This is a genomic window from Cytobacillus gottheilii (assembly GCF_018582665.1).
GTDB classification, from domain to species: Bacteria; Bacillota; Bacilli; order Bacillales; family Cytobacillaceae; genus Cytobacillus; species Cytobacillus gottheilii.
In genome coordinates, this window is the sequence record NZ_CP071709.1 from 4,435,014 (window position 1) to 4,448,249 (window position 13,236).

The 13,236-nt window shown below is 39.7% G+C and carries 10 protein-coding genes and 1 riboswitch; of the genes, 7 read left to right on the top strand and 3 right to left on the bottom strand.

Annotated features, from left to right (window positions below; genetic code table 11):
• The first annotated feature begins 164 nt into the window (after positions 1 to 164).
• Positions 165 to 1,534 (top strand): IS3 family transposase gene (locus tag J1899_RS21795; RefSeq protein WP_214474385.1). Its coding sequence is split into 2 segments (ribosomal slippage): positions 165 to 576 and positions 576 to 1,534, totalling 1,371 coding nucleotides; the frame shifts between segments, so codons are not numbered across the junction.
• Between the two features lie 91 nt (positions 1,535 to 1,625).
• Here the strand turns inward: J1899_RS21795 and J1899_RS21800 are convergent.
• Together J1899_RS21800 and J1899_RS21805 are read right to left on the bottom strand one after the other, a co-directional pair.
• Positions 1,626 to 2,621 carry an aromatic ring-hydroxylating dioxygenase subunit alpha gene (locus J1899_RS21800; protein WP_214476708.1) on the bottom strand — a complete coding sequence of 332 codons (996 nt, stop codon included), beginning with the start codon at positions 2,619 to 2,621 and terminating at the stop codon, positions 1,626 to 1,628.
• 21 nt (positions 2,622 to 2,642) lie between these two features.
• The gene (locus J1899_RS21805; protein WP_214476711.1) at positions 2,643 to 4,001 is read right to left on the bottom strand and encodes a nucleobase:cation symporter-2 family protein; all 1,359 of its coding nucleotides are present in this window, start codon (positions 3,999 to 4,001) and stop codon (positions 2,643 to 2,645) included.
• 198 nt (positions 4,002 to 4,199) lie between these two features.
• Positions 4,200 to 4,301: riboswitch (purine riboswitch) on the bottom strand.
• Positions 4,302 to 4,393: 92 nt separating this feature from the next.
• On the opposite strand from J1899_RS21805, the gene guaD reads away from it, so the two are divergent.
• Positions 4,394 to 5,758 carry a guanine deaminase gene (gene guaD, locus J1899_RS21810; protein ID WP_214476714.1) on the top strand — a complete coding sequence of 455 codons (1,365 nt, stop codon included), beginning with the start codon at positions 4,394 to 4,396 and terminating at the stop codon, positions 5,756 to 5,758.
• A gap of 86 nt (positions 5,759 to 5,844) precedes the next feature.
• Here guaD and J1899_RS21815 read toward each other — a convergent pair whose 3' ends face one another.
• Positions 5,845 to 6,309, bottom strand: a complete 465-nt coding sequence (locus tag J1899_RS21815; protein ID WP_214476718.1) for a VOC family protein — start codon at positions 6,307 to 6,309, stop codon at positions 5,845 to 5,847.
• Between the two features lie 96 nt (positions 6,310 to 6,405).
• Between J1899_RS21815 and J1899_RS21820 the strand changes: the two genes are divergently transcribed.
• From J1899_RS21820 to gntK, 5 genes are all read left to right on the top strand, one after another.
• Positions 6,406 to 7,314 (top strand): helix-turn-helix transcriptional regulator, encoded by a 909-nt coding sequence (locus J1899_RS21820; RefSeq protein ID WP_214476720.1) that lies wholly within the window; start codon positions 6,406 to 6,408, stop codon positions 7,312 to 7,314.
• A gap of 159 nt (positions 7,315 to 7,473) precedes the next feature.
• Positions 7,474 to 8,238 carry a MurR/RpiR family transcriptional regulator gene (locus J1899_RS21825; RefSeq protein WP_214476723.1) on the top strand — a complete coding sequence of 255 codons (765 nt, stop codon included), beginning with the start codon at positions 7,474 to 7,476 and terminating at the stop codon, positions 8,236 to 8,238.
• A gap of 254 nt (positions 8,239 to 8,492) precedes the next feature.
• A complete protein-coding gene (locus tag J1899_RS21830; RefSeq protein ID WP_214476726.1) occupies positions 8,493 to 10,094 on the top strand; it encodes a PTS transporter subunit EIIC in 1,602 nt (533 codons plus the stop codon).
• Between the two features lie 60 nt (positions 10,095 to 10,154).
• Positions 10,155 to 11,480: a 6-phospho-alpha-glucosidase gene (locus J1899_RS21835; RefSeq protein WP_066442019.1), complete on the top strand. Its 1,326-nt coding sequence runs from the start codon at positions 10,155 to 10,157 to the stop codon at positions 11,478 to 11,480.
• Positions 11,481 to 11,568: 88 nt separating this feature from the next.
• Positions 11,569 to 13,110, top strand: coding sequence for a gluconokinase (gene gntK, locus J1899_RS21840; protein ID WP_214476728.1), 1,542 nt, complete (start codon positions 11,569 to 11,571; stop codon positions 13,108 to 13,110).
• Positions 13,111 to 13,236 lie beyond the last annotated feature (126 nt).

Consider the following 13,236-nt stretch of genomic DNA (forward strand, 5'->3'; position numbering starts at 1 on the left):
ACCTATTTGGACAGACGGAACTCTTAGCGGCGCTACTCCAGCGAGCACGGCTAGCTTAGAACTCTTTTAGTAAAAGAAAAGCCTATTCAAGTATTGAGCTTTAAAATGTACCCTATAGAGTAGACACTTTAAAAAAGTCTACCTATAGGGTATTTTTTTGTATAATGACAAATAGACAACTAGTAGAAATCGGGGAAAACATCATGAGTAAAAAAACATTTACAGAGAAAGAAATCAAACAATTATCTATTAATCCTTTTGTGAAAGCTGTAAGTCCTAAGGGAATTACCTACACAGATGAATTTAAACGCCTATTTATCGCTGAGAAGGAGAGCGGCAAATTCTCTAGACAGATCTTTGAAGAGGCTGGATTTGATACAAATATAATTGGTATGACACGTATTCATGCCGCTAGTAAGAGATGGAATGCTGCTTTTAAAATGAACGGAGTTTTGGGGCTCAGTGATACAAGGAAGGGCAATTCCGGGAGACCTAGAGAACGGGAGTTATCCCTTGAGGATAAGAATGCTCGACTAGAAGCACAAATCAACCTGCTTAAGGCGGAAAATGAACTTCTAAAAAAGATTCGATTCGCGGAAAGGGGGCTAAAGAAGTAGTCCTCTCTCCAAGTCAAAAGTTCATTCTCATTCGTTCCGTAATAGAGAAATATAAGCTCAAAAAAATGGTGAGATACCTTTGTGGGGTCGCAGGAATTTCCAGAAGTGCCTATTATAAATACTACTCTCCCGAGTCTCAAGAGCATAGAAAACAACGGGAAGAAAGGGATGAAGAACTGAAAGAAATCATCTTGAAAGCATTCCGTCATAAGAATCGAAAGAAAGGGGCGCGTCAAATTAAAATGACTTTGGCGGGTCAATTTAAGATTGTCTTTAACTTAAAAAGAATTCGAAGAATCATGAAGAAGTATAACATCGTTTGCCCCTTCCGGAGGGCGAATCCATATAGGCGTCTTATGAAGGCCACCCAGGAACATTCAGTGGTCCCTAACCTCCTGAAGCGCCAATTCAATCAGGGTAAACCAGGGAAAGTGCTGTTAACAGACATCACCTATTTGAACTATGGAAAAAGTTCCAGAGCGTATTTATCAATGATATTAGATGGCTCCAGCGGGGAAGCTCTTGCTTACAATGTGTCTGACAGAATGACTATTGAATTAGCCACAGATACCATCAAAAAGCTAAAGAAAAACAAAAGGTTTAAAAAACATAAAGATTCACTCATCCATTCGGATCAAGGGGTTCACTATACCCATCCTCACTTTCAGAAAATGATTAAAAGACTTGGAATCAGGCAATCAATGTCCCGAAGGGGTAACTGTTGGGATAACGCCCCCATTGAATCTTTCTTTGGACACCTGAAAGACGAAACCTCTATTAAATCCTGCCTGACACTAGAGGAAGTACAAAAGGAAATTAAGCAATACATGACTTACTATAACCACCATAGATATCAATGGAACCGAAAAAAGATGACCCCTGTTCAATACAGAGATCATCTTTTAGAAGTAGCTTAGGCTTTTTTAAAATGTCCTTTACAAAGGGTACAATTTACTTCTTGAATAGGCTTCTTTTTATAGCTTTACAGTCATAAATATATTTAATCGACTATAATTGTGGTGCTTTTTCCATTAGTGAGGTACCGTTTTCCACCCCAAGCTCCTGCAGCCATTTGCGATAGGCAATCGTAAGCGCATCAGACTTCAGGTGCATTTCAGCTTGAAGGTCTAATGGAAGCAGCTCAGGCTTTTGACTTTCTACAATGTCTAAATCCTGGTTAAAAATGATATCCTGAAACTCGATAAAAGGTTCATCCGGCTTATCTAAGTCATAGTTTCTCGTCAATAGCATAAACGCCTGAGATTTCTCTTTTTCCATTTGGTTAACAGCAAGCAAAATGGTAAATTCCTCATCATTATCATCTGTCGTTTTCGTAAAGCGAACTGTTTTTGGATTTAGAATTTCATATACATAGTTTGCATAGCCACCCTTTGAACGGCCGTCGGAATTCGGCTGGTAAACAGGAATTTCACTTGTAATAATACGATTATCCAGAAATTCTACAGTATAATCCGCTACCTCAGCATGGTCTTCATCTCCAAGCAATCCCTCATGAACGAACATAAGATGGGAAACATCAAGGAAGTTTTCAATGATTCTAGGTGCATTGGCTTTTACTTCATAAGGTCCGCAAATGGCTGTATGATAGCTATCCTGATGATATTCAGGGTAGGAAACGAGCGGTGCTGGATCATCATCCAAGTTAACCCAAATCAGCCCTAGGTGTTCCTGGCATTTGTAAACCGTTGCTTTTGCTTTAGGCGGAATTGGACGCCCCTTCGGCAGAGCAGGAATGCTCACACAAGCTCCTGAACAGCCAAATTCCCAGGCATGGTAGGCACATCTCAAGTTTCCATTTACCACTTTACCAAGTGATAAAGCTGCTCCTCTATGGATACATAAGTCCTTAAAAGCATGAACACCTTTTTCGTTGCGGAAGATGGCAACACGTTCACCTAGTACATATACCTGCTTCGGATCATCAAGCAATTCTTCTGCCTTACATACCGGATGCCATTCATTCCATAATCGATCTTGTTGCATAAGAGATCCCCCTTCTCGATGTTAGTTTATAGTTACGTTGACTTTGCCTGTCACTTCAGTGTCATCAAGCTTCTGCGGAAGAACTAAATTCAGAATGAGAGCCGTAACCGCCCCAACAGCTGTTCCTGAAGAAACAAAATAAGTAACGATTTCTGGAAGTCCTTGAGAAATATTGGCTGGAATCAGCACTGCAAACATCGCAAGCATAATCGATACACCAATGACCAGCATATTCCGCTCTGTAAATGGCACGTTTTTAATGACTTTGAAACCATTCATCATAATAACGACACAAAGGATAGCAAACACACTATTGATTACAACACTTGGAATACAAGCAATAACGGTCATTAGCTTTGGCATCATTCCAAGCAATACGAGTATAAAACCGCCCATGATAATCGGCTTTCTGCTCTTCACTCCTGTGATGGCAATAATACCGGCATTAGACGAATATCCAGTTACTGGCGTTCCGCCAAAGAATGAACCAACAAAACAGCCAATTCCTTCACCAAATGCTCCGCCATTTAAACGCTTATCCGTAAGCTCTTCATCCGTCACATTTCCTACTGTAAACCATGTTCCGGTCGTTTCAATCATGACAATAAAGTAAATCGCAAGCATGATTAAGATCGCATGAAGTTCAAATTCCGGCATTCCAAATGCAAAAAGACTTGGCATCTGGAACCATGCAGATGCTCCAACAGATGAAAAATCAACTAATCCAAAAAACGAAGCAACAACAGTTCCCATTCCCAGTGATAAAATAACGGATACGAGTTTCATATATTTCAGTTTGGTTTTTGATTTCTCACCAACATACATACAAAAAATCAGAATGGCTGCTGTTATGCACGCAACTAACATATTTGTTCCAAAGCTTCCTTCTGCACTATAAATCGAATTGATGGCACTTGGCATCAATGATAGCCCAACCACCACAATAACGGTTCCTGCCACGATTGGCGGAATAAATTTTCTTACCACTTTACTAAACACTTTGAGCGGATTACCCAATAAAGCAATTAATATGGCACCTGGTATTAAGCTGCCGATCATTACACCAATTCCTGAAGTCGTACCAATGGCAGCCAATGCACTAAGCGGTACAAAGGAAGGCCCCTGCATAACAGGCAGTTTCATGGCTAAACCCGCTTGAATAATCGTTGCAATTCCGCAGGCAAGGAAGGTCATTTGAATCAGCATTGTGCTATCTGTAACAGAAAAGGATAACATTCCAGCTAAAATAACCGGCGGGATAAACAGGTCCATTGCTAGAACCTGCTGCAGACCAAGGAATAATGATTGCGAGAAGGTAACCTCTCTTTTCTGCTGCCCATCATTGCTGGCAGACTCTAAATGATTCGTAGTACTCTCCATTTTGTCATCCTCCTACTAGGATTTGATTTTTTTATTAAGGCTATTTCTTATGCTGCCTTTTAAAAAGGCATTATGATTTCTTTCCAGCAAAACTGAACATACAAAAAAAGCTCGAAATACATGCTTCTGAAAATAGAAAAGCATGTACTTCGAGCCTTAGCGAAATACGAAAGAAGGACAAATTCCATTAAAGAAATTGATCCTGTCTCTGCTTTTCATAGCCTGTTTATTTACGGTAAACAGGTAGAAACTTGTAGGCCATATTCCTACGATTATATGAAAAACAATATTTAATTTTCATAGATATAATTCGTGTTTTTATAGAGAAAAAGTGTTACTATTTCACTATAATCACGATGATAACACAAAATACGAACATTAGGAAGGTAATTATGAATAATTATCCGCGAATTTTTGTTGGAACTGCTTTCACAAGTGATTCACCAGAGAAAATAAGTATTCTAAAAGATTATCTTTTTTGCATTAATCATAATGGCATGATTGATAAGATCGTTGCACCACTAGATGAAGAATATCAGCAATTGATTGAGACTCATAAGGGGAAAGATCACTTTCATGTTTTGGATGATGGGCACTATCTCCTGCCTGGTTTTGTGGATTTACATGTTCATGCTCCGCAATGGGCTCAATCAGGAACGGCTCAGGACCTTCCCTTATATGATTGGCTGAATACGTACACGTTTCCTTTAGAAGCTAAATACACGGATTTAGACTTTGCCCAAAGTGTTTATGGAAATTTAGTAGACACACTGCTGGCAAATGGCACAACTACTGCTCTTTACTTCGCGACCGTGCATAAGGAAGCCAGTCTATTATTGGCAGAAATATGCGCACAAAAAGGACAGCGCGGATTAGTAGGAAAGGTTGTTATGGACGACCCTGAACAAAACCCATCCTATTACCGAGACCAAGATGCCGAAACCGCACTTAGAGAGACAGAAGAGTTTATTTTAGCAGTAAAAGAACTGAACAAAACAGTAAAACAAGGTGTGTATCCAGTTGTGACACCTCGCTTTATTCCCAGCTGTTCCGATGAGGCATTAAAAGGCTTAGGCGAATTGGCTCTTAAATACGATACCCATATTCAATCTCATTGCAGTGAAAGTGATTGGGCACATCAACATGTAAAAGAAAGATTTAACAAACATGATGCCTTTGCGTTACATGACTTTGGATTACTAAGTGATAAATCGGTCATGGCTCATAGTAATTTCCTTAGTGATGAGGACGCTGCTTTATTCGCTGAAACAGGCACCGCTATTGCTCATTGTCCCTTATCAAATGCCTATTTTGCCAACAGCGTCCTTCCTCTCTATCGCTTTAGAAGAATGGGGATCGACATTGGACTAGGAACTGATATTTCTGCTGGTGCCACACCAAGTTTATATGATAATGCCAAACAGGCTGTTGTCTCTTCAAGAATGCTTGAAGACGGTGTTAACGCAAATTTTCCAGCAGATGAAAGAGGAGTAGCAAACTCACGCATTACAATTAATGAAGCATTCTATCTCGCAACCGCTGGCGGTGGAGAAAGCCTCAGCCTTCCAGTCGGCCGATTGAAAGAAGGCTATACATGGGATGTACAAATTATTGACACAAAAGCTCCTGCGGCAAAGCTGCCTATTTTTAATCCAAATGAAGATTTGTATGATATCTTTCAGAAGATCATGTACAACGTTCGGCCGGAGAATATTCGTGAGGTTTGGGTTCAGGGGGAGAAGGTTCATACCCGGTAAAATCGAATCGATACTGGAATTTAATGATGACGGTCTTTAATAAATAATAAAAACATGGCCTTTCATGCAAGGCCATGTTTTCTTATTTACTGTTTGTTCGCAATAACACTGTCCAGAAACTGATCTGCGTCACGATTAAATTTCCAGGTTAATCCGAATTGATCAACCAGCATTCCAAAGCAGGAAGACCAAGGCGTTTCCGATAAAGGCATGATTACAATTCCGCCTTTAGATAGATTCTTAAAGTATTGCTCTAATAAATTTTTATCATCCATCACTAGACTAATCAGGACATTACTTCCTTTCACCAATTCACCTGTTACACTCTTCATGGAAGGCAATAGATCTGACATCATGATTTTACAGCCTGCAAATTCTATGGATGATTCCATGATCATATTAAGTTCATTTTCCGGCATTGGAAAATTGGAATCCTGCGGAAAATCTTTGAATTTCACTTTCTTTACCTTGCTTGCATTGAGTGCCTCCGAATAAAATTCAATTGCCTCTTCTGCGTTTCCATCAAAGTTTACATAAACAATAGCTGACATATAGTTATACCTCCTTCTTTTGATAAATGAAGTATAATTTATTAGTGGTGACAGCTGTATGTCACCTTTTCTAAATAAATAAAAAAAGGTGATGTTATGGGGAAGATTGAGCGATTAATAACGATTATCATGATTTTGCTTAAAAAGGATGTTGTTTCCACAAGAGAATTTTCACAGATTTTTAACGTCTCCAAAAGAACGATTCTTCGTGATATGGAAACATTGAGCCTATCAAACATTCCGATCTACTCGGTTCACGGAGTAAATGGCGGCTACGGGATCATGGAAGAATACAAGGTCGATAAACGACTCTTAAATACCTCTGACTTAGAAAATATATTGATTGCGCTTGGAGGATTGGAACAGATTTTTATGAGCGAGGAAGTGGAACTTACCATTAAAAAGATGGAAGCGATGGTTAATCCATTGGCGAAGCAAAATTCAATCCATCTATCTTTTTATAAGTGGGAAGGCCGAACTGAAGTCTCAAAAATCTTAAAGACATGCCAAAAATCAATAGCAGAACATAAGTTGATCACTTTTGACTATATAGATAAGAATGGTCTTAGCACCATTCGAACGGTCGAGCCGTATCAGCTTCATTTTAGCGAAAGCAGCTGGTATTTGAAGGGATTCTGTCTCCAGCGGCAGGGTTATCGAACGTTTAAATTATCTAGAATCGACAATCTCGCTTTAGAAGAACAAACCTTTCATCCTAGGGAACTAGCACCAGAACACGCTCATACGAGTTATCAAGATCCGCAAATCACTATAAAGGCGATCATTTCTCCTGCCATACAAGATCATTTCATAGAAAGGTATGGCCGAGAGAGTATTGAAATCGATCCCGCACAGCGCCTTCTTGCTACCATTCATGTTCCTCAGAATACGATAGGATTTCAATTTTTAGCAGGTTTCGGTACAAACCTTACGATTATTGAACCAAAATCCTATGTTGAAGAATTTCGTCATTATTTACTGGAAATCGCGAAGAATTATGCTTAATTCCCGCGGTCCATTTATGGCAGCATAAATAGAAAATGCCTTTCTAAAGTACGTACTTATATTTGCTGAAGACCATCATTCCTTCATCGGTTATTCTTCTCTATTTGTGGTAAAGTAAAATAAAACGATTCCAAGAAGGCGAAGAAAGAGTGAGTCCAATTGATTGATATCAGCAAAATGATCCAAGGGAAAAATTTAACGGAATTAGATGTGCAGATCCTTCAATACATCATTCATAATATTGACCACGTTTTACAAAAAGGAGTCCGGGAAATTGCCAAAGAAAATTTCACGTCTCCTGCAACAATTATCCGACTATCAAAAAAAATGGGCTATACAGGATTTGTCGATCTGTATTATCACCTCCTGCCCATGATCAATAAAGTGGAAAGTCCTGAGAGCAATGAACTTGAAGACTGTTTACATATTAGCCAAAATGACTTTTTAACTCATAACACACTGGAGGATTTTGAAATATTTATCAGTAAAGTGCTGAATCTTAAGCACAAATATATTTTTATTTATGCGACCGGTTTTTCAGCTATTGCCGCAGATTATTTTTATAAGAAGCTGCTTGTATTAGGCAGGAAGACTATTTTTTCGAGCGGTACAGATTCCATTGGTGTCTTTGAAAATAACCTTGAGGATATTGGTGCTTTAGTAGTGATCAGCAAATCCGGTGAAACACAGCTGGTGATCAATAAACTGCAGGCAGCTAAAGAGCATGATATTTTTACAGCCTCCTTCACAAAGGAAACAGAAAATAGAGTCGCCGAGCTTTCTGATTTGAATTTTAAAATAACAGATCCAAATAAGCTTGATGATCGCAATATGCTGCCAAGCAGCTTCTTTCCAAGCCTGCTGCTATTGTTTGAATTTATTTTTAAACAATATATTTCCCATCTCACTGCAAAAGACAAATAGAAAACTTGCCGATTGGCAAGTCTTAAAAGAACGCAGACAGAGGTCTAGTTGCACTTATACTACATTCCTAAACTGAGCCATTACGTTGGATTTTCTTCTCCGATGCTCAATTATTTTTTCTGATAGTATAGTGACGAAACGTGTTTCTAGATGTGAAACACGTTTTTTATCGTGGCAAAACCATCGACTTACAAGCGCTTACATTGTAATCTAAACACATCAAAAAAATCACATAAAGGTAAGGAGGCGGCAAGATGAAAGCCAAAATGATGGAAGGAATGCAGCGCTTTTCCAAAGCCATGTTCATTCCCGTACTTATTTTGCCGATTGCAGGTATATTAATCGCATTTGGAAATTTATTTACCAATGCAAGGCTTCTAGAAGTTATTCCTTTTTTAGATAACCCGATTACTACAGGGTTTGGATCGATCTTAACAGGATCATTGGTTTCAATCCTCGGTAACCTTGGACTCATTTTCTGTGTTGGTATAACTGTCGGTTTAGCGAATCGCGACAAGGCTGTTGCTGGTTTTACGGCACTTTTAGGCTATTTAGTATTCGTTAACGCAATGAATAAATTTATGGAATTAAGCGGAGTCCTTTTTGAAGGTGATTCTCTGCAAGGTTCAGGACAAACCCTTGTCTTAGGTGTTCAAATCCTGGATATGGGTGTTTTCCTAGGAATTATTCTCGGAATTGTAACCGCTATCGTCTTTAATAAATTTGCAGATAAAGAATTTAAAGGTGCTTTTCAAATATACGGAGGCTCTCGCTTTGCCTTTATCGTGCTGATTCCTGTAGTTGTTCTATTATCGATTGCACTCACCTTTATCTGGCCGTTCTTCCAGTCAGGAATAAACAGCCTTGGAACATTGATCAATCACAGCGGCAACTTTGGTCTCTTCTTATATGGAGCATTGGAGCGTCTATTAATTCCAACAGGTCTTCACCATCTGATTTATACGCCTTTCTTATACACCTCTCTAGGCGGTGCAGTAGAAGTTGGCGGGCAATTATTTGAAGGTGCAAGAAATATCTATTATGCAGAAATTGCGGATCCAACTGTCAAAGTTCTTTCAGAAAGTGTCATCTGGGATGCACGCGGTATTTCGAAGATGTTTGGTTTACTTGGGGCATGTCTGGCGATGTACCACACAGCTAAACCTGAAAATAAAGGTAAGGTAAAAGCCATCTTAATTCCAGCTGCTGTTACATCTTTTATCGCTGGAGTTACAGAACCAATTGAATTCTCATTCATGTTTGTTGCACCACTGTTATTCGTTGTGCACGCTGGATTAAGCGGATTAAGTTTCGTTGTGTTAAATCTATTTGATGTTAGAGCAATCGGTCCAAACGGAATGATTGACTTCCTATTATTCAACCTGCCGCTTGGAATCGAAAAAACAAGCTGGCCGATGTACATTGTAGTCGGATTAATGTTCTTTGTTGCTTACTATGTCATCTTCCGCTTCTTAATCACAAAGTTTAAATTCAAAACGATCGGAAGAGAAGATGAAGGAAATGAAACAAAGCTTTATTCAAAGAAAGAATACAATGAAAGCAAAACAAAAGATAAACAAGAAACTCCAGCAGCACAGGGAGATGACGGACTCGCAGGCGTGATCGTCAATGCTTTAGGCGGAGCGGAAAATATTCAAACTGTCACCAATTGCTATACAAGACTTCGCTTAACAGTAGATAAGCCTGAATTAGTAGATGAAGCTGTATTAAAAGGTCAGACAGGTGCCAATGGCGTCATCATTAAAGATAAAAACGTTCAAGTTGTTTACGGTTTGCAGGTAACAAGTGTACGAAAAGCAGTTGATAACTATTTAGGGTTAGAAGGAACGGAATAAATCAAAATGTTTCACATGAAACAGCAATAAAACATTAAAATCAGAAGGGAATGGAGATACATGAAGAAATTTTCAGTTGTCATCGCAGGCGGAGGAAGTACTTATACACCAGGGATTGTTATGATGCTATTAGATAATCTGGATCGTTTTCCCCTTCGCACGTTAAAACTATATGACAATGATGGTGAAAGACAGGCTATGCTTGGGGATGCACTGGACATTGTGATGAGAGAAAAAGCACCGGATATTGAGTTCAGTTTTACAACAGATCCAGAGGAAGCCTTCACGGATGTAGACTTCTGCTTTGCACACATTCGCACTGGAAAATATGAAATGCGAGAGAAAGATGAAAAAATCCCATTAAAACATGGTGTTCTTGGCCAAGAAACTTGCGGTCCTGGCGGAATTGCTTACGGAATGAGAAGCATCGGTGATATGATTGAGATGATTGATTTAATGGAGAAATATTCACCAGACTGCTGGATGCTGAACTATTCAAACCCTGCAGCGATTGTAGCAGAAGCTTGCCGCGTTCTTCGCCCGAATTCAAAGGTATTGAACATCTGTGATATGCCTGTAGGAACACTGCGCAGAATCTCACATATCATTGACAAAGAGCCACAGGATTTAGAAGTCCGCTATTTCGGATTGAACCACTTTGGCTGGTGGACAAGCATCAAAGATAAAGAAGGCAATGAATATTTACCGGCAATACGTGATTATGTGGCTGAACATGGCTATCTGACGCAAAAAGAAGTGGACACACAGCATACAGATGCAAGCTGGCAGGATACACATAAGAAAGCAAAAGATCTATTAGCAGTAGATCCAAGATTCTTGCCAAACACGTATTTAAAATACTATTTATATCCTGATTATGTGGTGGAGCATTCAAACCCAGATCACACAAGAGCAAATGAAGTCATTGCTGGCAGAGAAAAGACCGTCTTCTCTATGGCAAAAACAATCATTGAAAATGGAACTTCTGAAGGCTGTGAATTTGAAATGGGTGCTCACGCTACCTTTGTTGTCGATCTAGCTCGTGCGATTGCCTTCAATACACATGAAAGAATGCTTCTGATCGTAGAAAACAATGGAACCATCGCAAACTTTGATGATGACGCAATGGTTGAGGTTCCATGTATCGTAGGAAGCAACGGCCCAGAGCCACTAAGCCAAGGTAAGATTCCTGAATTCCAGAGAGCCTTAATGTATCAGCAGGTGACGGTTGAAAAATTAGTCGTTGAAGCGTATATTGAAGGCAGCTATCAGAAATTATGGCAGGCTCTAACACTTTCAAAAACAGTGCCAAGTGCAAAAGTAGCAAAAGAAATACTGGATGATCTAATTGAAGCAAATAAAGGCTACTGGCCTGAGTTACACTAAACAATAAATAAACTGAGAAAAGGCGAAAAAGTGTAAGTTCATTTTTCGCCTTTTCTATTGAATTAGAGAAATTGAGGTGAGCAAAAAGGTGACTACCTATATGCTAGGAATTGATATCGGCACCACTAGCACCAAAGCCGTTTTATTTAGTGAAAACGGGCAAGTTATTCAAGCTGAAAATATTGGCTACCCACTATACACTCCAGATATAACAACAGCTGAACAGGATCCGGATGAAATCTTTAAAGCTGTACTGCAAGCTGTTTCGAATATTATGAAGCAGCACAATGATAAGAAGCTATCGTTTATCTCTTTTAGCAGTGCCATGCACAGTGTCATCGCAATGGATAAAAATGACGAGCCCCTTACGCCTGTCATTACGTGGGCAGACAACCGCAGTGAAGCATGGGCTCATAGAATTAAGAATGAGTTAAATGGTCATGCCATTTATAAACGAACCGGGACGCCAATTCACCCTATGTCACCTTTAAGCAAAATAGCCTGGCTGGTCCATGAACATCCTGAAATTGCTCTGGGAACGAAAAAATACATCGGCATTAAAGAATATATTTTTAAAAGACTCTTTGATCAGTATGCTGTCGATCATTCGATTGCATCGTGCATGGGCTTGATGAATCTTGAAAAACTCGATTGGGATCAAGAAGCATTAGAGGTTGCTGGCATCACATCTGCTCAGTTATCAGAACTCGTGCCAACGACTAAAATTTTTAAAGGCTGTGATCCAGCTCTAGCGAAACAAATGGGGATTGATCCTGAGACTCCTTTTGTCATTGGGGCCAGTGACGGAGTTCTCTCAAATCTCGGTGTCAACGCAATCCGAAAAGGGGAAATTGCGGTCACGATTGGGACAAGCGGTGCCATCCGGACGATTATTGATAAGCCGAAAACAGATGATAGAGAACGAATCTTCTGTTATGCCTTAACGGAGAAGCATTGGGTCATTGGCGGACCGGTCAATAATGGCGGCATGGTTCTGCGCTGGATTCGGGATGAGCTTGCAGCATCAGAAGTTGAAACGGCGAAAAGGCTGGGCATTGATCCTTACGATGTATTAACGAAGATTGCAGAACGAGTAAGACCAGGGTCAGATGGTCTCTTATTCCATCCATACCTTGCAGGTGAACGTGCTCCCTTATGGAATCCCGATGTGCGCGGATCATTCTTCGGTTTAACACTATCACATAAAAAAGAACATATGATTCGAGCAGCCTTAGAAGGGGTTGTTTACAATCTATATACTGTCTTTTTGGCACTCACAGCATGTATGGATAGCCCGGTTACCCGCATTCAGGCAACAGGCGGATTTGCACGCTCAGAAGTTTGGAGACAAATGATGGCCGACATCTTTGGAACAGAAGTAGCGGTGCCAGAAAGCTACGAAAGCTCATGTCTTGGTGCATGTCTTTTAGGCTTATATGCGACAGGAAAAATTGACTCATTTGAGCGTGTTTCTGATATGGTTGGCAGCACCTTTAAACATACACCTATGGAAGAGGCATCAAAGGAATACAGACAATTGATTCCGATATTTATCAGCTTGTCCAAAGTATTAGAAGAGGATTATACGCGTATTGCCCAATATCAGAGAGGCTTAATAAAACCTCAGTAAAAGGTTTTTTCATAACCTCCTCATAGTGCACAGTGAAAATAGAAATAATTTTAGTATAAAGCTTATTTTGGCAGTAACTATTTGCAGATGTTACTGCCTATTCATCAAGAAAAAGGAGCAGTAGCT

What these genes read in the sequence shown, in the direction of transcription:
- J1899_RS21830 (WP_214476726.1), top strand. Translation starts at nt 8,493, where the DNA reads ATGAAAGCCAAAATGATGGAAGGAATGCAGCGCTTTTCCAAAGCCATG.
- J1899_RS21835 (WP_066442019.1), top strand. Translation starts at nt 10,155, where the DNA reads ATGAAGAAATTTTCAGTTGTCATCGCAGGCGGAGGAAGTACTTATACA.
- J1899_RS21820 (WP_214476720.1), top strand. Translation starts at nt 6,406, where the DNA reads ATGGGGAAGATTGAGCGATTAATAACGATTATCATGATTTTGCTTAAA.
- J1899_RS21800 (WP_214476708.1), bottom strand. Translation starts at nt 2,621, where the DNA reads ATGCAACAAGATCGATTATGGAATGAATGGCATCCGGTATGTAAGGCA.
- J1899_RS21815 (WP_214476718.1), bottom strand. Translation starts at nt 6,309, where the DNA reads ATGTCAGCTATTGTTTATGTAAACTTTGATGGAAACGCAGAAGAGGCA.
- guaD (WP_214476714.1), top strand. Translation starts at nt 4,394, where the DNA reads ATGAATAATTATCCGCGAATTTTTGTTGGAACTGCTTTCACAAGTGAT.
- J1899_RS21805 (WP_214476711.1), bottom strand. Translation starts at nt 4,001, where the DNA reads ATGGAGAGTACTACGAATCATTTAGAGTCTGCCAGCAATGATGGGCAG.